This is a genomic window from Bradyrhizobium sp. 199 (assembly GCF_023073355.1).
Lineage (GTDB): Bacteria > Pseudomonadota > Alphaproteobacteria > Rhizobiales > Xanthobacteraceae > Bradyrhizobium.
Genome location: NZ_JADPJI010000002.1, coordinates 1310578 through 1336570, shown reverse-complemented (window position 1 = coordinate 1336570; position 25993 = coordinate 1310578). Strand labels below are relative to the sequence as shown.

Below are 25993 nucleotides of genomic sequence, written 5' to 3'. Positions count from 1 at the left end.
CGAGCTATTCAGGCAGCCGGGATATCTTGCACAGGTCTTCTGTCCATCTATCCGGCAAGACCTCCCGATGTATCTATTTCGATTGGCGACGTCCGTCGTCCCGACCATCTTGCTCCTGAGCACGACCATGCTTCCGGCGAAAGCGGACGAGGCCGGGGTGAGCGAGGACGCGATCCTGTTCGGCCAGGCCGCCGCGCTGGAAGGCCCCTCCTCGGCGCTCGGACGGCGCATGCGACAAGGCATCGTCGCGGCGTTCACCGAAATCAACGCCAAGGGCGGCGTTTACGGCCGCAAGCTCCAGCTCATCAGCCGCGATGACGGCTACGATCCCGACCGGTCGGTGGCCGAGACGCTGCACCTGATCGACGACGACAAGGTGTTCGCGCTGATCGGCGCGGTGGGCACGCCGACCGCGATCGCGACAATTCCGATCACGAGCGCCAGGAACGTTCCCTTCATCGGCCCACTCAGTGGCGCCGAATTCCTGCGCGACCTCGAGCTTGCAAACGTCGTCAACATCCGTGCGAGCTATGGTGCCGAGGCCGAAGCGTGGATCAAGCACCTCACCGAGGATCGCCACTTCACCCGCATCGGCATCTTCTATCAGGACGATTCCTTCGGCCGCGACGGTCTGACCGGTGTGAAGCGCGCGCTCGCCAGGCGCGGCCTCGAGCTTGCCGCCGAAGGCACCTTCGAGCGCAACACCCGCGCGGTCACGGCCGCCTGGCGCATGATCAAGCGCGCAGAACCCGAGGCCATCGTGATGGTCGGGACCTATGGTCCCTGCGCCGAGTTCATCAAGCTCGCACACCGCAGCGGCTTCCATCCGACTTTCGTCAACGTCTCCTTCGTCGGCGCCACTGCGCTCGCCAAGGAACTCGGCCCCGAGGGCGAAGGCGTCATCGTCTCGCAGGTCGTGCCGTTTCCATGGGATCGCTCGCTCAAGCTCGTCGCCGACTACCAGGCGGCGCAGAAGGCGTTCGACCCGACGTCGACACCGGACTTCGTGTCGCTGGAAGGCTATCTCTCCGGCCGCCTCGCAGCCGCCGCGCTGGAAAAGGCCGGGCCGAAACCGACGCGCGCAAGCCTGCTCCGCGCCATCAACGATGTCGGCGACTTCGACATCAGCGGCAGCATCGTCAGCGTCGGCCTGCGCATGCTCGACACGCCGCCGAAAGTATTCTTGACGGTGATCCAGAAGGACGGGACGTTCAGGCCGGTGGATCGGCTTTAGGGCCGCCGCGTCCAGCGCTCGGCGTTGACGGCACCCGGCGGGACCTCGCCTTTGACGATCGCTTCGACCTGCCGCACGGTTTCCAGCGACTGATACTCGATCGCCTGCGGCGTCAGCCCGCCGACATGCGGTGTGGCGACGACGTTGGGGAGCTTCGCCAGCTCCGGTGTCGGCATCTGATCGGGAGCGCGGCCGACGTCCATGGCCGCGCCGGCGATGCGGCCATCGCGCAGCGCCCGCGCAAGCGCTGCCTCGTCAACGAGATTGCCGCGGGAGAGATTGATGAACATTGCGTGCTTCTGCATGCGCGCCAGCGCCGCCTCGCCGATCAGGTTCTCGGTCTGCTCGTTGGCAATCGCGAGGCAGACGACATAGTCCGATGCGGCGAGGAGTTCGTCGAGACTGACGTGCCTGATCGCGCTGTCGCTGACGGTCGCGAAGGGATCGGCGACCAGCACCTCCATGCGCAGCACCTTTGCCACTTCGGCGAGATAGCGCCCGATGCTGCCATAGCCGATGATGCCGAGCTTGCTGCCGGCGAGCTGGCGGCCCATCCGCGCTTCCGCCTTGCGGCCGGCCTGGTAGTCCGCTGTGCTCCGCGAGACGCCGCGGGAGAGATCGACCATGAAGCCGAGCGCGAGTTCGGCGACGGCCTGCACGAAGCCGGGTCCGGCGCGGGTCACGAGCACACCCGCTTTCGAGGCCGCCTCGACATCCACGTTACGGATATCGACAGCGCAGCGGACGAAGGCCCGCAGGCCAGGCAACTGCGCGAAGATCTCACCGCGCCCTTCCGTCATGCGATCGGCGACGATGATGTCGACGTCTTTCGCCGCGCGCACGACGCCGGCGGCGTCCAGGGGCGCGTCGCCCTCGTGCAGGATCACCTCGGCCGCCGCGCGCAGGCCATTCAGGCTGCGATCGCCGTAGTAATTCCGCCGCATCTCCGGCGTGTGAGCGAGCAGGACCTTCACGATTGGTCTCCTTCAGTAGCCGAATGCCCGCGGCAGCGCGGTGCTCAGCCATGGCACGAAGGCGATAACGAGCAGGCAGAGGAATAACAGGCCGAGATAGCCCATGATCGGCTTCACCGTCTGCTCGATCGGCACGTTGCCGATCAGGCAGGCGCCGTAGAGCCCGAGCCCGAGCGGCGGCGCGAACAGGCCGATGCCCATGGCGATGACCAGAACAACGCCGAAATGCAGGGGATCGACGCCGAGCTGCACCGCGACCGGCAACAGCAACGGCCCGAAGATGATGAGGGCAGCCGCGCCTTCCAGCACCGAGCCCATCACGATCAGCACGGCGATCGCCAGCAGAATGAAGAGCCAGACGCCCGAGGTCTTTGACAGGCCGAGCATGAAATCGCCGACCGCATGCGGCACCTGCTGCAAGGTCAGCGTGAAGGCGAGCGACTGAGCGGCCGCGACGATGAACAGCACGAGACCTGCGCGCGTGGCGGCCTGCACGAAACTGTGTGTTGCCGATTTGAAGCTGAGCTCGCGGAACACCACACTGCCGACGACGAGCGCATAGGCCACGGCGAAGGCCGAGATTTCGGTCGCAGTGGCAAACCCGCTCTTGAAGCCGAAGAAGATCATGAAGATCAGTCCGAACGCGGCGATGGCACCGCTCCAGAGCCCGGACACTGGCGCCTGCGGTGCGACGTCGTCGTCCTCCGCCGGAGGCTTGCCGAAGATGATGGACACCGCGATCAGGACCAGCGCCATCAGCGCCGCGGGCAGCAGCCCCGCCATGAACAAGCCGCCGATCGACAGGTTCGCGACGAAGCCGAGAATGATCAGGTTGATGCAGGGCGGGATCGTCTCCGCCATCACCGCGGACGCCGCCAGCAGCGCCACCGCGCTGCCCGGATTTTGCCTGGAGCGGCGGGCCGCCGGGATCAGCACCGAGCCGACCGCGGCGACATCGGCCATCTTCGAACCCGAGATCCCCGAGAACAGCACCATGGAAGCGACCATCACGACGTTCAGCCCGCCGCGCATGCGCCCGACCGCGCGCTGCAACAGCTCGATCAGCCGCACCGACATGCCGTTGGCTTCCATGAGATAGCCGACGAGGATGAAGAAGGGGATCGCGAGCAGCACGAAATTGTCGATGCCGCGCGCCATCTGCTGGGCGAAGATGACGCCGGGCAGCGCGCCCTCGACCCAGATGAAGATGAGCGCGGCCAGCGCCAGCGCAAAGCCGATCGGCAAGCCGCCGAACAGGGTGGCGAAGAAGCCGATCAGCATCAGCGTGCCCGCCGACGGCACCGAGGACGGCGACAGATAATCCCAGGCGAGATAAAGGCCGGTCACCACGACGATCGCAACGAGGCCCCTGACAATCTCCGGCAGCGGCCTTGCGCAGAGGTGGTCGATCGCGAACACCGTCATGAACAGTGCGCCGACGCCCATCGGGTAGAAGGTCAGCTCCAGCGGCAGGCCTGAGCCGGTGGTTTGGCCCGCGGTCAATGAGCCCAGCTTGATGGCATTGTAGGCGACGTATCCCGATATCAGCACGATCAAGAGCGCGCTCGCGGCATCGACGAGCGCGCGCAGCCGCAACGGCAGCAGGTCGCGGAAGAAGGACACGCCGACATTCTCGCCGCGCGCGAGCGCGCTCGCCGCGCCGAAAAAGGCCGAGCCGACCATCAGCCCGCGCGCCACGTCATCCGACCATTCGACCGGCGCGTTGAAGAAGAAACGCAGCAGCACGGAGGCGCAGACCACCACAAGATCGGCGGCGAGCAGGATGGCCGCGATCACGTCGCTGGCGCGCAGCAGCAGGGCGATGCTCCCGTGGCGGCCGCGCGAAACGGGCACGGCGGCAGCCATGGCCAGCTCAGATTTGTTCATCTCAGGCTTGCGTCGCGCGGATGATGTCGATGACGGCCTTGGATTCCGGCCGCGCCTTCATGAAGTTCTCGGTCTGCGGCGCCACGCGCTTTCTAAAGGCCTCGCGGTCGCATTCGGCAACCGTCACGCCCTTCTCGGTCAGGGCCGCAAGCGCCTCCTTCTCGACCGCAAGCCCATGGGTACGCGTGTCGGCCGCAGCCTTCTTCGCGGCGTCGAGGAACCCCTCGCGCAGCTTCGGATCCATGCGGTTGTAGGTCATGTCGCTGAAATAGATCGCGAGCGGCGAGAAATTATGCTGCGTCAGTCCGTAGAACTTCGACGTTTCAAAGAACTTGCTGGCCAGGATCGTCGGCGGATCGTGCTCCAGCCCATCCAGCACGCCCGCCTGCAACGCGGTGTAGATCTCGCCGAACGCCAGCGGGGTCGCGGCGGCGCCCATCAGACGCAGGCATTCGGTGATCACGGGGTTTGGCAGCGTCCTGATCTTGAGGCCGGCGAGATCCTCCGGCGTCTTCACCGGCTTCTTCGCCAGCACGCTGCGCGAGCCGAAATTATACGCCCAGGCGATGATGCGGATGTTGCCGCCCTTGAGCAGGGCGTCCTCGATCGGCTTGGCGGCGCCGGCATCGAAGGCCTTGGTCTGCTGCGGGAAGCTCGAGAAGAGGAAGCCGAGGTCGAAGGTGCCGACAAGCGGCACCAGATTGGCCGAGATCGACGAGCCCGACAGCATGAGGTCGATGACGCCGAGCTTCACCGAGTTGATGACGTCGATCTCCTGGCCGAGCTGGTTGTCGGGAAAGAAGGCGACCTCGATCTGCTCACCAAGCCCGTTCGCCTTCAGGCTCTTGACGAGATTGTCATAATAGACACGGCCGTTTGCGAATTTGGGGTCGTTGGGCAGCGAGGAGGAGCATTTCAGCTTCAACGTCGCAGCTTCGGCGCGGCCGATGATGGCGGGGGAGAGCACGAGACCGGCGGTGACTGCGGCCGATGACTTGATGAACGCGCGACGGTTCACGGGCACGATGGTCATGGTGCGGTCTCTCCCACATTGTTTTTTGTTCGCCGCGGTCGTTGCCGCGGCCTGTTGCATGGACTGTATGGCCAAAGCGGCGGCGCAGGCAAGCGTGCCCGCCTGCAGCCGCAGCGCGGCACGACGCGCGTACGACAGTCCGCAAGCGCCGCTGAATGAGGAGGATTGCCCAGGTTTGCGACGAGGATCGGCCTGCGGCCACATCCACGCAACGGGCGCTGTTGCGCAGGGTCGACATCAATCCCATTGGCGCATGGATTAATGCGCAATTCACATGGATGGGCCCAGAACGATGGCTTCCGTCTCCGGCAGACACCCCTACCCAATTTGCCGCACGCCGAGCGTGATCCAGCGCACAGACTGGGGCGTGGCGGCCCCCTAGAAAAAGTGGCATCATCGCGCATTGCCGATGGAGGTGACACCATGCGCCGCCCAGTCTTTTCGAATTTGCTTCTTGCATCCGGTTTTCTTGCGCTCGCACAGTTGATGACGCCGGAGGACGCCGCCGCCGAAGCGCGGCTCGCGCTGGTGATCGGTCAGTCGGCCTATCGCACGGTGCCGGAACTCCCCAACGCCGCCAACGACGCCAAGGGCATGACCGAGCTGCTCGGCAATGCCGGCTTCACCGTCACAACGGCCGCCAATCTGGCGCAGAACGAGATGCGCGCGGCGATCTCCGATTTCGCCGGCAAGGTCAGCGCCAGTGGCGCCGATACCGTGGCGCTGGTGTTCTATGCCGGCCACGGCCTGCAGATCGACGGCGAGAACTATCTCGTTCCCGTCGATCTCGATCCCAAGCGCGAGGCCGACATTCCGCTCCAGGGCGTCCGGCTGAACGACCTGCTCAACACGCTCGGCGCGCTGCCGACGCGGGCGCGCATTTTCATGCTGGATGCCTGCCGCAACAATCCGTTCCCGGCGCTGAGCGGCGCGGGCCATGGGCTTGCGATCGTCGACACCAAGGCCGGTGCGCCGGGCTCCTTCATCTCCTATTCGACCTCGCCGGGCGCCGAGGCAGAGGACGGCTCCGGCATCGACAGCCCCTACACCGCCGCAGCACTCACCGTCGCCAAGCAGCCCAATCTGCCGATCGAGGAGGTGTTCAAGCGCATCCGCGTCGCGGTCGCGCAATCGACCGACGGACGGCAGATCCCCTGGGAAAGCTCCTCGCTGACCACCGACTTCAAGTTCTTCGGCGAGAGCAGCGGCAGCCAGCCCGCCGTGCCTGGCGCATCCTCGATGGCGCTCGCCGGCGGCACGCGAAGCGTCGCGGACTGGCGCAAGGACTTGCAGGGCAAGCCAAGCATGGTCGCCTATGAACTCGTGATCACCGATGACACCGTGGAGGCGTATCAGGCCTATATCGAGCTGTATGCTCAGGATGCCCGGACGCCACGCGTTCGCACCGTGCTCGAGCGCCGCCGCCAGATGTTGGCCTGGGAGCGCGCCACCGCGATCAACACCCGCGCCTCGTTCGAGGCGTATCTCAACAACTGGGACAACAGCGACCTCGCGGCAACCGCTCGCAAGATGCTGCTTCGTGTCCAGAACCGCAACTATGGCCAGCCCGTTGCCGCCGCTGCGACGCCTACGCCGATCGCCGTCGCGATGGCCCCGACCTGTCCATGCTCGGCGCCACAGGCACCGGCAACGCCGGTGAATCCGCGCGTGGCGCCCGTCATCAAGAAGCGCGTCGACGACACGCCGCCCAAGCGCAAGGTGGTCGAGACGCCGCCCAAGCGCCGGCCGCCGCCTGACGAAGTGGTCTACGAGCGCGCGCCGCCTCCGCGGCCGCCGCCCGGCGCCGTCATGCAGGGCATCGGTGTCGGAATCGGGATCGGCATTGGGATGGGCGGCCGCGGCGGCGGCGACCACTATCGCGGCGACTACCGCAGATACTGAGACGGGTCCGGCACATCCGCGCTCGCGCCGATCGCGCGAGCCGGATCTACTCCGAGAGTGCGGGATAGTCCCGCTGCACGGCCTCGCGAACCCAGCTGGCCTGGATTGCGCGCGACAGGATCTGGGCGGTCCTGACGTCGTCAGCCTTCATGCAGAGATCGACGATGCGGCGGACGGCGTCGTCGCGCATCAGATCGTCGGAAATCTTCATCGCGATCTCCATCGCGGCGCGTGCCGCGCGTTCATAGCGTTCGCGCTCGCCGGACTTCGCGTAAGCTCGGACGGCCTCCGCGCAGGCCCTCGCATCCGCGCAGATGTTGCGGATGCGGTCGGCCGCTTGGATGTCGCCGATCGGCCCCGGGACCGGCTCGTCCCAGATGTCCGCCGGCCGCGGCCTTGCAAACCACCTCATCCCGTCCCCCGTCGCGCCTCGTCCCAGCTTCGAGGCAGCATAATTCGCAGCGTGTTCAGGAGATGCGGCGCGGCCCGATCGCTTCGAACTGCGCCTTCTGCTCATCGTTCAGCGTGGCGTAGAAATCATCGAGCGCCGCGCGCACCGACTTGATCCCGTCCAACATTACCTCAAGGCGCTTGCGGATTGCGGCCATCCGTGCCGGCGGTGTCATTGCCTCGTTGGGCTCGCAGGCCGCCTTGAGCGATGCGCTGACCTTGGCGCTGGTATCCTGGAGCACCTGGAGCGCCGCGCGCTGGGTGTCGCTCGGACGAAGCCTTTCCTCGATCGTGGCGCCGGGCCAATCGAACGCGGCGGACGCGCCGCAATTCTGCACCGACGGGTTCGCATTGTTCGACGCCGTCGCACGACGCTGATCGTCAGCCAGCGCATTGAAGCGCGCTTTCTGTTCGTCCATGAGCGACCCGTAGAACTTGTCGAGCGCGGGCTGGACCAGATCGACCGCCTTCTGCATCGCTTCGACGCGCAACTGCATCGCCGCGAGCCGGCCGGGGGCAGTCGCTGCGGCCTGCGTCGGGCAGGATGTGCGGATCAGCGCCGCGGCATCGACCGAGGCATTGCCGAGCGCGTCAAGATCGGCGCCTTGCGGATCGCTGGGTTGCACGGCGGCTGCAATCTGGTCGATCGGCAGACCGATGATGGCCCGGCGGTCGCTTCCGCAGAGCTGATCGAGCGGAGCGCTGCGCGCCCGCCGTCGTCCCTGCGGCTGTTGCGGCAGATAGGCCGACAGCCGATCATAGCCATAGGGGCCGAACAGGCCGGCATAGATGTCCGGATAGCCGTAGCCCCAGAAGCCGAGCCCGTCGCCCCAGATCGTGTAGTCGTAGAGATCATTATAAGCGAACGGCCAGAACAGCGGCCCAACCCAGCCATAGCCGCCACCCGGATGTTGCCACCAGCCGCTGCTTGCGCCGCTCCAGCCGGCCAGTGCGGCCGCGGCCACGAGCTGCGCGCGCGCCGCCGGGTTGCTGATCAGCCGGCCGTTGCGGAATGCGCTGGAGTTCAGGGCGTTGCGATAGTTCGCCGGTCGGATCGCCGCATTGCGGATCTGACTGAAATTGGGGCCGCCGCGTCGGGCGCCGGCCGTGAACCGGACGGGCCGATGATGCCCGCCATGCGCATGACCGCCACCGTGACCGCGAAAATGGCCGCCATGATGACCGCCGCCACGCCCGCCTCCATGGCCTCCGCCATGTCCGCCGCCGTGACCACCGCCATGGCCGCCTTTCGCCAGCGCAGCGCCCGCCAGCACGCAGGCAAATGCCACCACGGCTATTCCCATGAGCGGTCGTACCATCGCACCCTCCCGCGCAAAGCCCTGCCATTGAGGCATCGGAACTTGGCGGAATTGGAACCGACAGGATTGCCGAAAGTTCCCGGCCCGAGATCCCTGGGCCAGGACTTGGGCTTGGGCCCTACGCCTCCGGTACGATCTTGCCGGGGTTGAAGATATTGAACGGATCGAGCGCTTTTTTGAGCGCCCGCATCGCATCCAGCGCTTCAGGGCCGAGCTCGGCCTTGAGATATTTCTGCTTGCCCTGCCCGATGCCGTGTTCGCCGGTACAGGTGCCGTCCATCGCCTGCGCGCGCTCGACCAGGCGATGCATGAACTCCTCGCCGCGCGCCATCTCGCCCTCGTCGTTGGTATCGCAGACCAGCGAGCAATGGAAATTGCCGTCGCCGACGTGGCCGACGATCGGCGACAGCAGATTGAGGCGCTTGAGATCCTCCTCGGTCTCGCTGACGCACTCGGCGAGCCGGGAGATCGGCACGCACACGTCGGTCGCGACGACACCGATGCTGTCGCCGGGCCGCAGTGCCTTCACCGACCAGTAAGCGTCGTGCCGGGCCTGCCACAGCTTGGTGCGATCCTCCGGCTTGGTGGTCCAGGAGAAATCACCGCCGCCGCACTCCTTCGCGATCTCGGCGAACGCCTTGGACTGCTCGGCGACTTCGATCTCGCTGCCGTGGAATTCCATCAGGAGCAGCGGCGTCTCCGGCAGCGTCAGCTTGGAATAGGCGTTGCAGGCCTGCACCTGCGCGGCGTTGAGCAGTTCTATGCGCGCCACCGGAATGCCGGTCTGGATCGCCAGGATGACGGCCTGACAGGCCCCGTGCACGCTCTCGAACGACACCGCGCCGGCCGCGATCGTCTCGGGGATGCCGCGCAGACGAATGGTCAGCTCCGAGATGATGCCGAGCGTGCCTTCGGCGCCGACGAACAGATGCGTCAGGTCGTAGCCGGCTGATGATTTCTTGGCGCGCGTACCTGTGGTGATGATCTCGCCGTCGCCGCGCACCACCTTCAGCGCCAGCACGCTGTCGCGCATGGTGCCGTAACGCACCGCATTGGTACCGGAGGCACGGGTCGAGGCCATGCCGCCGAGCGAGGCATCCGCGCCGGGATCGATCGGGAAGAACAGGCCCTGGTCGCGCAGATGCTCGTTCAGTGCCTTGCGGGTGACGCCGGGCTGGATCACGCAGTCGAGATCCTCGGCATGCACCGCGAGCACCTTGTTCATGTCGCGCAAATCGATCGAGATGCCGCCGGCGGGTGCGTTGACCTGGCCCTCGAGCGAGGTACCGGTGCCGAAGGGAATGACTGGGACGCGATTTTTGGCGCAGATCCGCACCACGTCCTGGATGTCGGCGGTCTCCTGCGCCATCACCACGCCATCAGGCGGCTGGTTGGGGAGCCAGGTGGTGGTATGGCCGTGCTGCTCGCGGACGGCCTGCGAGGTGATCAGGCGGTTGCCGAAGCGTGCGGCAAGCTGCTCCAGCGCGCCCGCAAGGGCTTTCGGCTCCGGCCGCGGCGGATTATTGGTGATGGTGGTGCCCACGGAATTCCTCCCGACAGAAGAACCGTGGCAAAGGACATAAAACCGGTCAAGTCAAGCGACCGGACGCATGGCTAGGGAAGAACACATGCCGGAGGTCGTCGCCTCAGCGCCGAAAGCAGAGCCGTTCCGCGCCGCAATCATGCAGATCGAGCCGCAATGGATCGACTATAACGGCCATCTCAACATGGCCTATTACAACGTGATGTTCGACCGCGCGATCGATCAGCTCTGGGCCGAGCTCGGGATCGGGCCGACCTACATGAAGGAACGCCACGGCTCGACGTTCACCGCCGAATGCCACGTGCGATATTTACGCGAGATCCACCTCGGCGATCCCGTGCAGATCCTGGTCTGGTTGCTGGAGGCCGACGACAAGCGGCTCCACACCTTTGAGGAGATGCGGCATGCAAGCGAATGCTGGCTGTCGGCGACTTCGGAGAACATGTCGCTGCACATGGATATGAATACGCGGCGCGTCGCGCCGTTTCCGCCCGATATCCATGAGCGTATCAGCGCGGTCACAAAGGCTCACAGTGCCATACCGCGGCCCGAGGGCATCGGCCGCAACGTGGCGATGCCGTCGAAGAAATAGCAGATCACGCGACGGTTCACCTCTCCCCAGCGGGGAGAGGTGAAAACACTACGCTAGACCCTGTTCCTGCCGCGTGCCAAGCCGACCACGGCGGAGACCAGGAACAGAACGACCGCGATGAAGAAGATGATCTTGGCGATCTCGATCGAAGCGCCGGCGATACCGCCGAAGCCCAGGATGCCGGCGATCAGCGCGATAACCAGAAACGTCACAACCCAGCCAAGCATGGTCAAATCCTCGTCTTGATGTTGTCTGCATTAGCGCGGCGGGCCGCGCCACCTGCCGAGACAATCTCGACGCGGGAACGATGGTTCCGGCCGGCACACGGTGGAAATTCGCAGGGCCCGCAGGAACAAATTGACGTTGCGCACACGTGGAAAACCTTGTTCCGCCGCCCCATATAGCCACCATCCCTGTTAAGAAGGCTCCCCTTCCACCACCCCGCGGTGCCATCGTGGGGCCGATGATTCGCATGACCGAGCCGAGCAAGATCACTGGCGTACCCGACCACCAGCCCGCAGCCGGCGGCATCGCCGCGCGTGCGCGCGCATCTGTGGGCCCGAACTACCTCTCCGGCCTCAATCCTGAGCAGCGCGAGGCGGTGGAGACGCTCGACGGACCGGTCCTGGTGCTTGCCGGCGCCGGTACCGGCAAGACCCGCGTACTGACGACTCGTATCGCCCATATCCTGAGCCAGGGCCGCGCCCGCCCCGCGGAGATCCTGTCGGTGACCTTCACCAACAAGGCCGCGCGCGAGATGAAGCACCGGCTCGGCCAGATGCTCGGCCACGCGGTCGAAGGCATGCCGTGGCTCGGCACCTTCCACTCCATCGGCGGCCGCATCCTGCGCACCCATGCCGAACTGGCACAGCTCAAGTCGAACTTCACCGTGCTCGACACCGATGATCAGGTTCGTCTGCTCAAGCAGCTGCTGCAGGCCGACAACATCGACGACAAGCGCTGGCCGGCGCGCATGTTGGCCGGCCTGATCGACGGCTGGAAGAACCGGGGCCTGACGCCGTCGCAGGTGCCGCCAGGCGAAGCCGCTGTCTTCGCCAACGGCAAGGGCGGCAAGCTCTATGCGAGCTATCAGGAGCGGTTGAAGATCCTGAATGCCGCCGATTTCGGCGATCTGCTGCTGGAAGACATCCGCATCTTCCGCGAGCATCCGGACATCCTGCGGCAATACCAGCAGCGCTTCAAATTCATCCTGGTCGACGAATATCAAGACACCAATGTCGCGCAATATCTCTGGCTGCGGCTGCTGTCGCAGGCGCCATCGAAGGCAGCGACACCCACCGTCGTTCCGGGGCGGATGGAAGAGCCGAACCCGGACTCCAGCAATGAGTCCGACGATCGAGATTCCGGGTCTGCGCCTTCGGCGCATCCTGGAGTGACGGAGCGCGCGGCGATCGCGGCTGCTCCTGCAGGCGCCACCAAAAACATCTGCTGCGTCGGCGACGACGACCAGTCGATCTATGGCTGGCGCGGGGCGGAGGTCGACAACATCCTGCGCTTCGACCACGATTTTCCTGGCGCGAAGGTGATCCGCCTCGAGCGCAACTATCGCTCGACCGGCCACATCCTCGCCGCCGCCTCGCATCTGATCGCGCACAACGAAGGCCGGCTCGGCAAGACGCTTCGCACGGAGGACCAGGACGGCGAAAAGGTCACGGTGACGGGCTCGTGGGATTCGGAAGAGGAGGCCCGCGGCATCGGCGAGGAGATCGAGCAGATCCAGCGCCGCGGCGAGAAGCTCAACGAGATCGCGATCCTGGTGCGCGCCTCCTACCAGATGCGCGAGTTCGAAGATCGCTTCGTCACGCTTGGCCTGCCCTATCGCGTCATCGGCGGCCCGCGCTTTTACGAGCGCGCCGAAATCCGCGACGCGCTGGCGTACTTGCGCGTCATCAACTCACCGGCCGACGATCTCGCCTTCGAGCGCATCGTCAACGTCCCTAAACGGGGGCTCGGCGATGCCACCGTGCAGATGTTGCACGACCACGCCCGCAAGCGCCGCATTCCCCTGTTCGAAGCGGCCCGCGCAGTGGTCGAGACCGACGAGCTGAAGCCGAAGGCGCGCGGCTCGCTTCGCGACGTCATCGCCCATTTCGATCGCTGGCGCGCCCAGCGCGAGGTCACCGCCCACACCGATCTCGCCCAGATCGTGCTCGACGAGAGCGGCTATACCGAGATGTGGCAGAAGGACCGTTCGGCCGACGCCGCAGGGCGGCTGGAGAATCTGAAAGAGCTGGTGCGCTCGATGGAGGAGTTCGAGAACCTGCAAGGGTTCCTCGAACACATCTCGCTGGTGATGGACCGCGACAGCGGCGCCGAGGACGACGCGGTGTCGCTGATGACGCTGCATTCGGCCAAGGGGCTCGAATTCGACAACGTATTCCTGCCCGGCTGGGAGGAAGGCCTGTTTCCGAGCCAGCGCACGCTGGACGAGCAGGGCCGCGCCGGCCTGGAGGAAGAGCGCAGGCTCGGCCATGTCGGCCTGACCCGAGCCCGCCGTCGCGCGATGATTTATTTCGCGACCAACCGCCGGATCCACGGCACCTGGTCGACCACGATCCCGTCGCGCTTCCTGGACGAACTGCCCGCGGCCAATGTCGAGATCACGGAATCCAAGGGCGGCTCGGCCTGGGGCGGCAGCGGCGGCTATGGCGCCTCGCGCTTCGACGACATGGAAGCGTTCGGCTCGACCTATTCGACGCCGGGCTGGCAGCGCGCCCAGGCCAACCGCAACCGCGGCGGCGGCCGCGACGGCGGCGGCCAAAGCGGCGGCTTCGAGGAAGAAGCCGCGACATTCTCCTCCTCCTCGTCATCCGGCCCCGATTTCGGCAGCTTCTCCTCACGCCGTCGCGCTCCGCTGACGATCGAGGGTGAGCTGGTCGCCAAATCCACCGGCACGACCTCGGATTTCTCGCTCGAAGACCGCGTCTTCCACCAGAAATTCGGCTACGGCCACGTCACCAAGATCGACGGCAACAAGCTCACCATCCATTTCGACAAAGCCGGCGAGAAGAAGGTCGTGGACAGTTTCGTGCAGCGGGCGTGAGGCCTGCATGCCGCACTACATTGCCATCATCGAGGAGGCCGGCCCGGACCATGCCGTTGGCGTGTGGTTTCCGGACCTGCCCGGCTGCATTTCCGGCGGCGACGACATCGACGAAGCCCTGGAGAATGCGCCTGAGGCACTCGCATTCTATGCGCAGGAGCTGAGCGCGGACGGCCGTGAGCTTCCCCTGCCGAGAACGCTGGACGAGCTGAAGGCCGACCCCGAGTTCGCCGACGATCTGGGGAAACACACGGTCGCCCTGATCGAATGGCCGCCCCCCACTGAGGCCATGGAGTGAGGACTGTTCGCCGCACTGGGCGAACCTTCGACAGTTCTCGCCCGAACAGCCCTTGACCGCCGCGAACTTCCCCGTATCAGATGCAGCCCATGGTCCGGGGCATCGCACTGATCTTGCTGGCATTGGGGATGCCGTCGCTTGCAGCGGCGGAGACCATGAGCTTTGGCGATTCGATCGGACTGCTCGGCAAGAGCTGCGGTGCGGAAATCGTCGCCAACTGCCGCGGCGTCAATCCGGACTCGACCCGCCTGAAGGAGTGTCTGTCGCGCAACCGCGACGTGCTCTCCCCGCAGTGCGCGAGCGACTATCTCGGCGTGTTCGACGCCATCCAGAAGCGCATCGCCGCGCGCGTCACGGTGGCGAACGCCTGCCAACGCGAGATCGTCAAGGTCTGCGGCGGCTCGACCAAGGAGACCAGCAAGTCGATTCCCTGCCTGGTCTCGACGCCCAAGGGCATCAGCAACAACTGCCTGAAGGCCGTCGACGACGCGGGGTATCGCTGATGCGCGCCAAGCGGCTCTCCACGGCCGGACTGGGCATCGCGCTGGGTTTCGCCCTGCTCGCGGGCGCTGCACGCGCGCAGACGGCGGCGCCGACCCGTGACGACATCGTCGGCAAGCTCAATCATTTCGAGGAAGCCGCCGAGGTCGATCTTCCCGCGCTGAAGCTGCAGGTGATGGAGCGCGCCAAGGCCAGGATCAAGAACGATCCGGGCCCGGTGAACCGGCCGCCGATCGCGCCTGACCTCGCCAAGCTGCCTACCTTCAACGCGCAGATCCAGTTCGACGCCGACACGCCGATCATCCAGCCGGCCTCCTACCAGACCGTCGGCCGCATCGCGGACGCGCTGGTTCATGCCTCGCTGCTGCCGTACACGTTCCTGATCGTCGGCCACGTCGAATCCAATTCGAAGACGCGCGAGGCCAACGCGATCCTGAGTCAGCGCCGCGCCGACGCGATCCGCGACGTGCTCGTGAACACGTTCAAGATCTCGACCAAGCGTCTGCACCCGATCGGCCTCGGCGAGGAGCAGTTTCTCGACCGGGCCAAGCCGACCTCGGCCGTCAACGGCCAGCTGCAAATCCTGACCTATGCCAAGGTGCCCGAGGACGCGCCTGCGCATCCGGCTGCGGCGCCTGCGCCTGCGGCGAAAAAGCCGGCCAAGAAGCACTAAGCAAACGCAGCTTCGCATCCGACGGAACCCTTTGAAGTAATAATCGTTTTGTGGCCGGTCCGGTGCGCACCGATGCGGTTTTGCGCGACAAAAGCGCCGGTTTGTGCACCGCCCGGTCCAGTGCTATAGCCTCTGTTCGCCCTTCCCGACCCCGTGCTGCATGAGACCGAAATGGGTGGCTATTTTCAGCGCCAACTTGCCGTCTACGTCGAGTACCATCGCGACCCCCGGAACACGGCGCTGCATGTGGTCGGGATTCTTCTGTTGTTCACGGGCGCCGTGCTGCCGCTGACGCTGGTCAGGCTTCCGCTGTTCGGTTTCGATGTCAGCCTGGCCGTGATCCTGGCCGTGCCGGTTCTGATCTATTGGCTGCTGCTCGACATGGCGCTCGGGATCGGCATTCTGGCGGTCTCGATCGTGCTATTTTCGGTTGCGACGAGCATTGCGGCGCAAGTCAGCACCGCGACGATGTGGGCGATTTTCGCCGCGCTGGTGGCGCTCGGCCTTGCCGCGCAGGCCATCGGCCACAAGGTTTTTGAGGGCCGCGAAGCCTCGTTGTTCACTTTTCCTTCGCATCTTTTGCTTGGACCGATGTTCGTCATGGCAAAATTATTCATTGCATTGGGCTTCCGTCGCGACCTTGCCGCGATTCTGGCGCCTGTTCCGACCAATTCCCTTTCAACCCGATAGCTCTAGAAGCGAAACAGCAACCTTCTGCATGGCTCTCGTCCTGGTTACCGGTGGCAGTGGCTTCATCGGACATCATCTCGTCGAAGCGCTCCGCGCCCGTGGGCAGCGGGTGCGTGTTCTCGACGTCCGTGCGCCGGCAGCGGCGAACGCGGACGTTGAACATGTCCACGGCTCGGTGCTGGACGGCGCCGCGGTCGATGCCGCCATCGCGGGCGTCGATCAGGTCTATCATCTCGCCGGCCTGCCCGGCATGTGGGTCGCCAACAAGCAGGACTTTCACGACGTCAATTGCCGAGGCACCGAGATCGTGCTCGCGGCCGCCATGAAGCGCGGCGTGTCGCGCTTTTTGCACTGCTCGACCGAATCGATCCTGTTCCCCTATTCCGACCTCAAAGGCGCTCCCGCCGAAGAGGCGCTGCAGCCGGCCGATGCGATGCCGGGCGCCTATACGCGGTCGAAGTCGCTCGCCGAGCATCATGCCGCCAAGGCTGCGGCCAACGGCTTTCCGCTCGTGATCGGCACGCCGACCATGCCGATCGGCGCCGCCGACCACAGCCTGACGCCGCCGACGGCGATGCTGTGGTACTTCCTCCAGAAGAAGGTGCAGCCGCATCTCAACTTTCTGGTCAACCTCGTCGATGTCCGCGACGTCGCCATGGGCCTGGTGCTGACCATGGAGCGCGGCCGCCTCGGCCAGCGCTACATCCTCGGCGGCGACTGCGTCCCGCTCGGCAACATCCTGCGGATGATGTCGGCGATGAGCGGCCGCCGACAGTTTCCGGTCGCCGTCCCCGGCAGGATCGCCGAGCTCTCCGCGATCATGCTCGAATACATCTCCGATCGTGTCACGCGGCGACCGCCCAACGGCACCGCCGAGGGCGTGCGCATCGCACTCGCCGCCAGCGACCTCTCGATCGGCAAGGCGCGCACCGAACTCGGCTATTCGCCGCGCCCGATCGAGCCTGTCTTGCGCGAAACCGTCACCCATCTGCTCGCCCGCAACGGCCGGCAGCCCTCCGGCGCCATCGAGCATCACGCCCTGTCCTCGCGCGCGAGCTGAGCCGCCGCCCAACGCAAAGAACCTTCATGTCCTTCGATTTCAGCAAGCTTCTCTCTGTCGCCTGGGGTGGCTGGACCACGACCTGGCCGACGCAACTGCTCGCCTTGATCTGGCTCGCTTGGCTCGCCAGCTGGGTCGGCGCCTCGTTCTGGCAAGGTCGTACGCAAAAGCAGGTGATGACGCTGGAGTCCGGCCGCTATCGCATTCCGATCCTGGTCGGCGGCATCCTGTTCACGCCGTGGACCGCGGAAGTGCTCGGTGAGAAGCCGCTCTGGGTGTTCAGCAATGCCGGCGTCTACATCGTGGCGCTGATCGTGCTTGCCGGAATCTCCTTCACCTGGTGGGGACGGCTGCATCTCGGACAGTTCTGGTCCAACACCATCACCCACAAGGAAGACCACCGCGTCATCGACACCGGCCCGTATGGCATCGTGCGCCATCCGATCTACACCGGCCTGATCGCCGGCATGCTCGCCACCGGCATCGCGGTCGGCACAGTGACCGCGATCCTCGGCGCGATCCTGATCTCGCTCGGCATGTGGCAGAAGGGCCGGATGGAAGAAGTGTTCCTGTCGAAGGAGCTCGGCGAAGACGCCTACGGTGCCTATTGCCGCCGCGTGCCGATGATCATTCCGTTCCTGTCGCCGCGCTAGAGGCGTAGCAGCTCGCCTCACTCTCGTGTCCCGGACGCGCTGCAGCGTGGAACGCTGCTGCGCAGAGCCGGGACCCATAGCGACACTTCGCATGGCGGTGAGATGGACCCCGGCTCTGCAGCGCACCGCGAAGGCGCGCTGCGCTGCGTCCGGGGCACGAGCGCACGATCCACCAAGGAACCGCCGCTGCACCCGCCCGTTAGCCCTCGATACCTGCCATCGACCGCAGAGCATCGAGCCATGTCGGACGCCTACGACTATTTTCGCGAGCACGCGATCGCCGCCGTCCGCAAGGCGCGGACGTTGCCGCCTGGGCGGCCGAAGCAGAAGCAGCGCACGGTGGCGCGGGTCTATCATCTGCTGTCCAAAGAGGCCGCGCTGGCGCCGAACCTCCATCATCTTGACGATTTTCGCGCGGCGCGGCGGCTGGAGCGGCAGATCCGCCGCTGATGCGGACAAAGCCCGCCGGCGTTCGTCCCATGCAAATTCGATCGGCTGCCATTCCGCGGGAATAGACCCCGCGGGCGCGCCGCACCGGTTGACGCGGGCGCCGTCAGCCAGTTGGATGCGCGCGCAAACAGGGGCTCCTCATGACCTTTTCCAGCATCTTCGCGCAGTTCGTCGCAGTCCTCGGCGGCGCCGCGCTGCAATGGCGGAAGCTGACGGGCACCGAGCCAGCGCCGGCCTGGGGAGAGAAGCCCGCCATTCCCGAAGCGAAGCCGCAAGGTGCGATCCCGACGCTGAAGATGCCGACCGCGCGCGGCTGGAGCGAGGGACAGAAGCCGACGGCCGCGCCGGGGCTCAAGGTCAATGCGTTCGCGGCCGGTCTTGATCATCCGCGCTGGATCGAGGTGCTGCCGAATGGCGACGTGTTGATCGCGGAGGCGACGCAAATCGCGGGCGCACCAAGGTCCGTGTTTCACTATGCGATGCAGGCAACGATGCGGCGCGCCGCGGCGCTCGGCGTTTCCGCCAATCGCATCACGCTGCTGCGCGACAAGGACGGCGACGGCGTCGCCGAACATCGCGGCGCGTTCATGGAAAACCTCAGCCAGCCGTTCGGCATGGCGCTGGTCGGCGACACCTTTTATGTCGGCAACACCGACGGCGTGATGGCGTTTCCCTATGTCGCGGGCGCCGACCGCATCACCGCCCCGGGCACGCGGCTCACGACCTTCAAGCCCGGCGGGCACTGGACGCGCAGCCTGCTCGCAAGCCCCGACGGCAAGAAGCTCTATGCGGGCGTCGGCTCGCTCAGCAACATCGCCGAGATGGGCATGGAGGTCGAGCAGGGCCGCGCCGCGGTGTACGAACTCGACCTCGTCGCCGGCACGCATCGCATTTTCGGCGCCGGCCTGCGCAATCCCGTGGGCCTTGCCTGGGAGCCGAATACGAATGTGCTCTGGACTGTCGTCAACGAGCGCGACGGGCTCGGCGACGAGACACCGCCGGATTATCTCACCTCGGTGCGCGACGGCGGTTTTTACGGCTGGCCCTATTGCTACTGGGGCAAGACGGTGGACGACCGCGTGCCCCAGGATCCGGCGCTGGTCGCCAAGGCGATTCAACCGGACTACGCGCTCGGCGGCCACACCGCTTCGCTCGGCCTGTGCTGGATGCCGGCGGGCACGCTGCCGGGCTTCCCCGACGGCATGGTGATCGGCCAGCACGGCTCGTGGAATCGCAGCAAACTGTCCGGCTACAAGCTGGTGTTCATTCCGTTCGAGAACGGCAAGCCCTCCGGCCCCGGTCGTGACATCCTGTCGGGCTTCCTGTCCCCTGACGAGAAGGAATCCTACGGCCGCCCGGTCGGCGTCGTGATCGGTCCGGACAAGAAGTCGCTGCTGATGGCCGACGACGTCGGCAACGTGATCTGGCGCGTCACCGGCGCCTAAGAGCTCACGTCCCGACGCACAGCGTGGCGCGCTGCTTGCGCAGCAGCGCGATGACCGAGAGCGCCGTGATCAGGCCGGTCTTGGGATTCTCGGACGGGATGTTCTCGATTGCCATCGAGAAACGCGCCGAATCCGCCTCAACCTCGATGCTATGAACGTTGCGTGTCACGGTCGGGTCCGCCCAGATCTGCACCTGGGTGCGATCCGGCCCGACACCCGCGAGCGACAGCGCCACCGCGACATTGAGATTGGCCGGAAAGCCCTTGGCAGCCTCGCGCGCCGTGCCCTCGAACAGCTTGAGCGGCTCGCGTAGATTGTCGATGTCGATGTTGTTCTGAACGATGAACGGGGCGCCCTTCAGCCCCTCGATCGGCTTGCGCGTCACCATCTTCACGGAGTGAATGGTGCCGACCGCGGCGGCGTTGACGGCATCGAGCCCGATCAGCGCGCCGGTCGGCACGATGATGCGGCCGCCATGGACGCGGGCTAAATCGACGAGATCGAAATTGTCGAGCAGGCCGCCGACGCTGACCACGACCGCGGCCTTGCCGCGCGTCACTGCGGGCTCGACGATCGCGCGCAACTGGCTGCTCGGCGCACATTCCACCACGATGTCCGCGGCGTCGCCGAGCTGGCCGATCGGCAAGATGTGCGGCGGGTGACGCAGGCTATTGATGAAAGCCTGATGCTTGGCGCGATCGCGCACGCCGACGGCCGACAGCGTCAAGCCCTCTATGCCCTGATCGAGCGCTGTCGCGATCTTGGTGCCGATCGAGCCCATTCCCGCGACGGCAACCCGCAAGTCGGTTCGTTCCGTCATCGCATCCCACCTGCTCGTCACGCTCACGTCATAGCCCCTCACGCTTCCCGCGCATAGCTGCGCAGGCGCGCCTCGAGCAGTTTCATGGTGAGGTCGTGGCTGTGCGGCCGCGAGCGGCGGTCCGGCATGAGGCCAACCGGCATCGGTTCTTCTGAAAACTGATGCCGCGCACTCCGTCCTCATCCTGAGAGCCCGCCAAAGGCGGGCGTCTCGAAGCATGACCATAAGGAAACACTCTCACATGCAAAGTGCCCTGCGGCACAAGCTAAAGCGCGATGCGATCAGGATGAATCGCCATCGCGCTTTAGGTTGTTGTTTAAGCATGATCTTTCCGGAAAGCCGCTGCGCACTTTTCCGGATCATGCTTTAGAGCCGAAGAGCTACTTCCGCCCCGCCGGCGGAGACGGCGGCGTCGCCATCGCGGCTGCCGGCTCAGGCGGTGTCAGATGGCGCGGCACGATGATGGTCTGGCCTGGGGTGAGCTGCGCGTTTTCCGGCAGCGAATTGCTCTGCGCGAGCGTCCATAGCGGCACGCGATTGGCGGCGGCGATGCTCTCCATGGTGTCGCCGCGGCGCACCGGCAGCCGCACGCCACTGTCCCACAACTCGACCAGCGTATCCGCTGGCACCAGATAGCGCAGCGGCACGGCATTGGCCTGGGTTTGCGGCGGAATGCGCGGCAACTGCGTCACCATCTCGACGATCTGGCGGTGGATGTCGTCGGACTTCTCGATGTTGATGTGCGAGACCCGCGCGTTTTCCTTCAGGTCGTAACTCGCGTAATGGCCGCGAAAGCCGGAGACCGCGACGACGTCGCCGCCGCCGAGCACGCTGTCGGACAGGAAGATGTTGATGAAGCGCTCGACATTGAGCGGCACGTCGCCGGTCGCATGCGCCGGATCGATGGCGATGACGAGACTGATCGGGATGTTCTCCTTGGCCGCCATCTCGGCGATGACGATCGAGCACAGCCCGCCCATGGAGTGGCCGATCAGCACGATCGGCGCCGCCTTCTCCTTGTAACTGGCGATGACGCGGTTGCCGATGAAACGGCAGAGGGTGAATTCATAGACGTTGGCCGAAAAGCCGGCCTGCGTCAGCTTCTCTTCCAGCCGGTCCATGCCGGTCGAGAAGAACGGCCCCATGGCGCCACGGAACAGGTAGATTTTCGGCGGCGCCAATGGCTCAAACGGTGGCGGCGGCGGCGCGGCGGGTGCGGCCGCAGCGGGCTTCGTCTTGGCGGGCGAGGCAGCGGCCATGCCGCTGCCCAAGGCGAGCAGTGCGACGGCTGCCAGCGCGAGGAGTCGCCTCAGATCAATCATCAGTCCAGCAGTCCCACCACCGAGGCAATGGCCCCTCCGGGGCTTAGTGACCACCGATTGGGTGGATTTTGGGGCACGGAACCGGCTGCCTCCCCCGGCGGCCCGCCGACCTGCCGCCCATCGCGGGCGTCACGGACTTTGCCACCATCGGCCTCAGCTCGGCCGCGAAGGGCTACAACGGCAGAATCCGGTTCAGCAATTCAAGCAGCGTACGCTGCTCCGCCTCCGTGAGCGGGACCAGCATCTTCCGATTGTAGGGCTCCGTCAGCCTTGCCCCGTCCTGAATGAGCTTTGCGCCCCTTGGCGTCAGCATCAGCTCGACGGCGCGGCGATCGGACTTCGAGCGACTGCGCTTGATGAAGCCGGTCGATTCGAGCTCGTTCAGGATCTTGATCAGGTTCGGCAGGCGCAGGCGGAGCACGCTGGCGAGGCTGCTGGGGGGAACGCCGGGATTGTCGCGAATGATGGCCAGGATCGCATAGGTCGCCGGCGTCAGGCCCAACGCCGCGAACTCCTCGTAGAAGCCCTCGAAGAACTTCAGCTGCGCGAGGCGCAGCATGAAGCCGGGCGTCCGCTGCAGGGCGCGCAGGTCCAGCGACGTCTCCGATGGCGGAGCGGGCTTCGCTCCGGGTCTTACTGCTTTCGCGCTCATCATCCTCGATCCGCGGCGGCATCAGCCGGCCGAATTGACACCCTGGAAAATAGCTATAAAATATAACTATTAAACAGCGGCACCAAGACCGCCCACGGGAGGGACACAATGAACAGTAAATTCCTGCACAAATTATTCATGTTGGCGGCGATGCTGACGGCCGCACCGGCATTCGCCCAGGACGTGGTGAAGATTGGCATCCTGAACGACCAATCGGGTCCGTTCGCGAGCTATCAGGGCATCGGCTCGGTCGTTGCCGCCAAAATGGCGGTCGAAGACTATGGCGGAAAGGCTGCCGGCAAGCCGGTCGAGGTCGTCGCAGCCGATCATCAGAACAAGACGGATGTCGGCATCGGTATCGCCCGGCGCTGGTACGAGAACGAGGGTGTCGATGCGATCTTCGACATTCCCAACTCGTCGATCGCACTCGCCGTGGCCGGCATGAGCGCCGAGAAGAACAAGGTCTTCGTCGGATCGGGCGCCGGAACGGTGCTGCTGACCGGCGAGAAATGCACGCCGAACACCGTGCACTGGACCTACGACACTTATGCCTATGGGCGCGGTCTCGGCAAGGCGATCGTGCAGCAGGGCGGCAAGAAATGGTTCTTCATCACCGCCGACTACGCCTTCGGTCACGACCTCGAGAAGCAGGCTGCGGAAGCCGTGAAAGCGTCCGGCGGCGAGGTGCTCGGCAGCGTGCGGCACCCGCTGGGAACAGCGGATTATGCCTCATTCCTGCTCCAGGCCCAGGCGTCAGGCGCGAACGTCATCGGCTTCGCCAATGCCGGTGACGATACCATCACCTCGATGAAGCAGGCCGCCGAGTTCGGGCTGACCAAGGACCACAAGCTGGTCGGATTGATCCTCGGCATGAACGGCCTGCCCTCGCTCGGCTTGAAGTTTGCGCAAGGCGCCCAGATCATGAATCCGTTCTATTGGGATCTGAACGACGGCACGCGCGCTTTCGCCAAACGCTTCGCCGAACGCATTCCCTCGAAGGCCTATCCGAACGACATGCAGGCCGGCGTCTATGCTTCGGTCATTCACTATCTCAAGGCCGTCGACAAGGCCGGTGGCGCCAAGGACGGCAAGGCGGTGGTCGCGGCGATGAAGGAGTTGCCGACTGACGATCCCCTGTTCGGCAAGGGCTACATTCGCAAGGACGGACGCAAGATCCATCCGCTCTACCTCTTGCAGGTCAAGGCGCCCGACGAGTCGACCTCGACCTGGGATCTGCTGAAGGTCGTCGCCACGATCAAGGGCGAGGACGCGTTCCGCTCCGAGGGCGACGGTCAGTGCCCGCTGGCGAAGCAATAGCCGTTGGGAGCAGACCATGAGCGGCCTTTCATCCAGTCCGGTCGACCCGTTCGCACCTGACTTCCTGATGGATCCCTATCTCGCCTATGAGGCTCTGCGCGCACTCGGTCCCGCGTTCGCGCTGGAGCGTTACGGGGTGTGGGCCATGGCCGGCTATGCCGAGGTCGAGCCGGCTTTGAAGGACTGGAAGACCTTCATCAGTGGCGAGGGCGTCGGGCTCCACGGGATGAACCCGGCGCTGCCAAAACCGTTGACGCTCCAGATCGATCCGCCCGATCACGACAAGGGCCGGCGGGTGCTCGGCCGCACGCTGTCTCCAGGCGTCGCAAGGAAGCTGCGGGAGACGTTTCAGAAGGAAGCGGAGAAGAAGGTTTCGGAGCTGATCGACAACGGAACGTTCGATGCCGTGACCGATCTTGCCGAGGCCTATCCGATGAAGGTGTTTCCGGATGCGATCGGCATCCGGCCCGACGGCCGCGAGAAGCTGCTGGCCTGGAGCACGTTCGTGTTCGACAGCTTCGGCCCTGACAACGAGATTCAGGCCGGCTCGCGCAAGGCGGGCCTGGCGGCGCAGAACTGGATCATGGAATGTTGCGCGCGAGATGCGCTACGGCCCGACAGCCTCGGCATGATGATCTACCAGGCGGCAGACGACGGCGAGATCACCGAGCACGAGGCGACGCATCTGGTGCGGCCGTTCCTCACGGCGGGGATCGACACCACGGTCAACGGCATCGGCAACACCCTGCTAGCGCTCGCTACCAATCCGGAGGAATATCGCAAGCTGCATCACAGGCCGGAGCTGGCGCGCAACGCTTTCGAGGAAGGCCTGCGTTACGATTCACCGATACAGACGTTCTTTCGCACCACGTCGCGCGACGTCGAGATCGGCGGCGGGGTGATCCCGGCGCATCGCAAGGTGCTGCTGTTCATGGCCTCCGCCAACCGCGATCCCGCCCGCTGGGACAAGCCGGATCGTTTCGAGCTGGAACGGGCCGCGACCGGGCATGTCGGGTTCGGCGCGGGCATCCACGCCTGTGTCGGTCAGATGATCGCGCGGCTGGAAGGCGAATTGATCTTCAGCGAGCTTGCAAGGCGCGTGAAGACCATCGAACTCACGGCGGAGCCGAAGCGCAGGCTCAATAACTCCCTGCGCGGACTGCAGAGCATGCCCGTGCGGGTGAGGGCTGCCTAGTTCCTGGCAGGAGCCGTCGCGGCCGCCGCGCGCGCGGGGCGCGGCGCGCCGGGTTCGGCAACCGGCGCCGGGGCGCGCGAGCGCATGATTGCGGCGTCGATCTCGGCGATCACGCGGCGCTGGATCGCCTCGTTCTTGTCGATCGAGACGTGGCCGACGCCGGACCCGCGCACGTCGACATTGTCGAGCTTGCCGCGAAACCCGTCGGCGCGCTTCACCGGCTCGCCGGGGCCGTCGCCGATATAGATGTTGATGTAGCGCTCCGCGCCGGTGGAGAGCTTGGTCTTGAACACGGAGTCGAGCCCGATCGCGAGTTTCACGGGAACGCCGAGGCGGTTGAGCTTGGCGATCATGTCCGGCAGCGCGGTCGCGCCGGAGGAGTGCCCAACCAGCACGATGGTCTTGAGCCGGCCGGCCTTGTAGGCGGCCGCGGCTTCATCGGCGAGCGAGGACCAGGACACGAAATTGGCGACGGTCACCGGGATGCCCTGCGCCTGCAGCCGGGCGCCGATCGTGTCGAGCCCGAGCGAAAAGATGTTGAGCACGCCGCGGAGCAGATAGACGTGGGTGGTCGCGGCCGCAGCTTGGCTCGGCGCCGCCTTGGCGGTGGTCGGGCTCATGGCAACAGCTGACAGCAGGAGCAGGCCCATCGCCCACACACGGAGGGCGGACAACTGGCTGGCGCCGGCGGTGTGACGGCCGTTCGGTCTCATCGATGTTTTCCCTGGGAATACGCTTCGCGATTGGCCGGAATCGTAGCCATGGCCTGCTCGCAGACGCAACAAAGAGCCGCGTGAACGGCGATCTTAGCAGCAAGCCGTGACCATCGCGCAACACTTGCCCGTAACCTGCCACGGAAGGGCCTGTTTCGGGACCATTTTTCTCCTGCCGATTGCGGCCGGGCAAGGTCATTCCTATC

General features: G+C 65.5%; 25 protein-coding genes. 14 read left to right on the top strand and 11 right to left on the bottom strand.

The annotated features are described in order from the left end of the window. Nucleotides 1-67 precede the first annotated feature (67 nt). Nucleotides 68-1234: an ABC transporter substrate-binding protein gene (locus tag IVB28_RS06330; protein ID WP_247525171.1), complete on the top strand. Its 1167-nt coding sequence runs from the start codon at nucleotides 68-70 to the stop codon at nucleotides 1232-1234. Here the strand turns inward: IVB28_RS06330 and IVB28_RS06325 are convergent. Genes IVB28_RS06325 through IVB28_RS06315 form a run of 3 tightly spaced genes read right to left on the bottom strand, consistent with a single transcriptional unit; the run spans nucleotide 1231 to nucleotide 5128 of the window. Beyond that, the gene (locus tag IVB28_RS06325; protein WP_247525170.1) at nucleotides 1231-2208 is read right to left on the bottom strand and encodes a hydroxyacid dehydrogenase; all 978 of its coding nucleotides are present in this window, start codon (nucleotides 2206-2208) and stop codon (nucleotides 1231-1233) included. The two genes, IVB28_RS06330 and IVB28_RS06325, sit on opposite strands and share 4 nt — an antisense overlap. Nucleotides 2209-2220: 12 nt before the next feature. Beyond that, nucleotides 2221-4095, bottom strand: coding sequence for a TRAP transporter large permease subunit (locus tag IVB28_RS06320; protein ID WP_247525169.1), 1875 nt, complete (start codon nucleotides 4093-4095; stop codon nucleotides 2221-2223). A gap of 1 nt (nucleotide 4096) precedes the next feature. After that, on the bottom strand, nucleotides 4097-5128 hold the full coding sequence (locus IVB28_RS06315; protein WP_247525168.1) for a TRAP transporter substrate-binding protein: 1032 nt from the start codon (nucleotides 5126-5128) through the stop codon (nucleotides 4097-4099). 423 nt (nucleotides 5129-5551) lie between these two features. Between IVB28_RS06315 and IVB28_RS06310 the strand changes: the two genes are divergently transcribed. Further along, nucleotides 5552-7030, top strand: coding sequence for a caspase family protein (locus IVB28_RS06310; RefSeq protein ID WP_247525167.1), 1479 nt, complete (start codon nucleotides 5552-5554; stop codon nucleotides 7028-7030). A gap of 46 nt (nucleotides 7031-7076) precedes the next feature. Here the strand turns inward: IVB28_RS06310 and IVB28_RS06305 are convergent, their stop codons facing one another. The 3 genes from IVB28_RS06305 to IVB28_RS06295 form a co-directional block, all read right to left on the bottom strand. Then, nucleotides 7077-7442 (bottom strand): hypothetical protein, encoded by a 366-nt coding sequence (locus tag IVB28_RS06305; RefSeq protein ID WP_247525166.1) that lies wholly within the window; start codon nucleotides 7440-7442, stop codon nucleotides 7077-7079. Nucleotides 7443-7497: 55 nt separating this feature from the next. Further along, complete coding sequence (locus IVB28_RS06300) at nucleotides 7498-8799, bottom strand: Spy/CpxP family protein refolding chaperone (RefSeq protein ID WP_247525165.1); 1302 nt, start codon at nucleotides 8797-8799, stop codon at nucleotides 7498-7500. Between the two features lie 118 nt (nucleotides 8800-8917). Then, on the bottom strand, nucleotides 8918-10342 hold the full coding sequence (locus IVB28_RS06295; protein WP_247525164.1) for an FAD-linked oxidase C-terminal domain-containing protein: 1425 nt from the start codon (nucleotides 10340-10342) through the stop codon (nucleotides 8918-8920). Nucleotides 10343-10427: 85 nt separating this feature from the next. Here IVB28_RS06295 and IVB28_RS06290 point away from each other — a divergent pair, with 85 nt between their 5' ends. Beyond that, entirely contained in the window at nucleotides 10428-10934 is a 507-nt protein-coding gene (locus tag IVB28_RS06290) for a thioesterase family protein (RefSeq protein ID WP_247525163.1), read from the top strand. Between the two features lie 53 nt (nucleotides 10935-10987). Here the strand turns inward: IVB28_RS06290 and IVB28_RS06285 are convergent, their stop codons facing one another. Then, on the bottom strand, nucleotides 10988-11161 hold the full coding sequence (locus tag IVB28_RS06285; RefSeq protein WP_018319670.1) for a DUF1328 domain-containing protein: 174 nt from the start codon (nucleotides 11159-11161) through the stop codon (nucleotides 10988-10990). A 236-nt stretch (nucleotides 11162-11397) separates the two neighbouring features. Between IVB28_RS06285 and IVB28_RS06280 the strand changes: the two genes are divergently transcribed. The 9 genes from IVB28_RS06280 to IVB28_RS06240 all read left to right on the top strand — a co-directional run bounded on the left by IVB28_RS06280 (nucleotide 11398) and on the right by IVB28_RS06240 (nucleotide 19768). Further along, complete coding sequence (locus IVB28_RS06280) at nucleotides 11398-13998, top strand: UvrD-helicase domain-containing protein (RefSeq protein WP_247525162.1); 2601 nt, start codon at nucleotides 11398-11400, stop codon at nucleotides 13996-13998. A 7-nt stretch (nucleotides 13999-14005) separates the two neighbouring features. Further along, nucleotides 14006-14296 carry a type II toxin-antitoxin system HicB family antitoxin gene (locus IVB28_RS06275; protein WP_247525161.1) on the top strand — a complete coding sequence of 97 codons (291 nt, stop codon included), beginning with the start codon at nucleotides 14006-14008 and terminating at the stop codon, nucleotides 14294-14296. A gap of 89 nt (nucleotides 14297-14385) precedes the next feature. Continuing rightward, nucleotides 14386-14799 (top strand): hypothetical protein, encoded by a 414-nt coding sequence (locus IVB28_RS06270; protein ID WP_247525159.1) that lies wholly within the window; start codon nucleotides 14386-14388, stop codon nucleotides 14797-14799. After that, nucleotides 14799-15470 carry an OmpA family protein gene (locus IVB28_RS06265; RefSeq protein WP_247525158.1) on the top strand — a complete coding sequence of 224 codons (672 nt, stop codon included), beginning with the start codon at nucleotides 14799-14801 and terminating at the stop codon, nucleotides 15468-15470. The genes IVB28_RS06270 and IVB28_RS06265 overlap by 1 nt, the downstream gene beginning before the upstream one ends. A gap of 171 nt (nucleotides 15471-15641) precedes the next feature. Further along, a complete protein-coding gene (locus IVB28_RS06260) occupies nucleotides 15642-16160 on the top strand; it encodes an Mpo1-like protein (RefSeq protein ID WP_249797692.1) in 519 nt (172 codons plus the stop codon). Nucleotides 16161-16188: 28 nt separating this feature from the next. Next, complete coding sequence (locus IVB28_RS06255; RefSeq protein WP_247525155.1) at nucleotides 16189-17220, top strand: NAD-dependent epimerase/dehydratase family protein; 1032 nt, start codon at nucleotides 16189-16191, stop codon at nucleotides 17218-17220. 26 nt (nucleotides 17221-17246) lie between these two features. Further along, nucleotides 17247-17873: an isoprenylcysteine carboxylmethyltransferase family protein gene (locus IVB28_RS06250; protein WP_074116704.1), complete on the top strand. Its 627-nt coding sequence runs from the start codon at nucleotides 17247-17249 to the stop codon at nucleotides 17871-17873. A 240-nt stretch (nucleotides 17874-18113) separates the two neighbouring features. Then, nucleotides 18114-18323 (top strand): hypothetical protein, encoded by a 210-nt coding sequence (locus IVB28_RS06245; RefSeq protein ID WP_247525154.1) that lies wholly within the window; start codon nucleotides 18114-18116, stop codon nucleotides 18321-18323. Between the two features lie 140 nt (nucleotides 18324-18463). After that, nucleotides 18464-19768, top strand: coding sequence for a sorbosone dehydrogenase family protein (locus IVB28_RS06240; RefSeq protein ID WP_247525153.1), 1305 nt, complete (start codon nucleotides 18464-18466; stop codon nucleotides 19766-19768). 4 nt (nucleotides 19769-19772) lie between these two features. Here IVB28_RS06240 and IVB28_RS06235 read toward each other — a convergent pair whose 3' ends face one another. The 3 genes from IVB28_RS06235 to IVB28_RS06225 form a co-directional block, all read right to left on the bottom strand. Beyond that, the gene (locus tag IVB28_RS06235; RefSeq protein ID WP_247525152.1) at nucleotides 19773-20588 is read right to left on the bottom strand and encodes an aspartate dehydrogenase; all 816 of its coding nucleotides are present in this window, start codon (nucleotides 20586-20588) and stop codon (nucleotides 19773-19775) included. 380 nt (nucleotides 20589-20968) lie between these two features. After that, nucleotides 20969-21910: a LysM peptidoglycan-binding domain-containing protein gene (locus IVB28_RS06230; protein ID WP_247525151.1), complete on the bottom strand. Its 942-nt coding sequence runs from the start codon at nucleotides 21908-21910 to the stop codon at nucleotides 20969-20971. A 172-nt stretch (nucleotides 21911-22082) separates the two neighbouring features. After that, the gene (locus IVB28_RS06225; protein ID WP_247525150.1) at nucleotides 22083-22562 is read right to left on the bottom strand and encodes a MarR family transcriptional regulator; all 480 of its coding nucleotides are present in this window, start codon (nucleotides 22560-22562) and stop codon (nucleotides 22083-22085) included. Nucleotides 22563-22670: 108 nt separating this feature from the next. Between IVB28_RS06225 and IVB28_RS06220 the strand changes: the two genes are divergently transcribed. Together IVB28_RS06220 and IVB28_RS06215 are read left to right on the top strand one after the other, a co-directional pair. Next, nucleotides 22671-23879, top strand: a complete 1209-nt coding sequence (locus IVB28_RS06220) for an ABC transporter substrate-binding protein (RefSeq protein WP_247525149.1) — start codon at nucleotides 22671-22673, stop codon at nucleotides 23877-23879. Between the two features lie 16 nt (nucleotides 23880-23895). Beyond that, nucleotides 23896-25074 (top strand): cytochrome P450, encoded by a 1179-nt coding sequence (locus IVB28_RS06215; protein ID WP_247525148.1) that lies wholly within the window; start codon nucleotides 23896-23898, stop codon nucleotides 25072-25074. On the opposite strand, the gene IVB28_RS06210 is transcribed toward IVB28_RS06215, so the two are convergent. After that, nucleotides 25071-25787 (bottom strand): hypothetical protein, encoded by a 717-nt coding sequence (locus IVB28_RS06210; RefSeq protein WP_247525147.1) that lies wholly within the window; start codon nucleotides 25785-25787, stop codon nucleotides 25071-25073. The genes IVB28_RS06215 and IVB28_RS06210 overlap by 4 nt on opposite strands. Nucleotides 25788-25993: the final 206 nt, after the last annotated feature.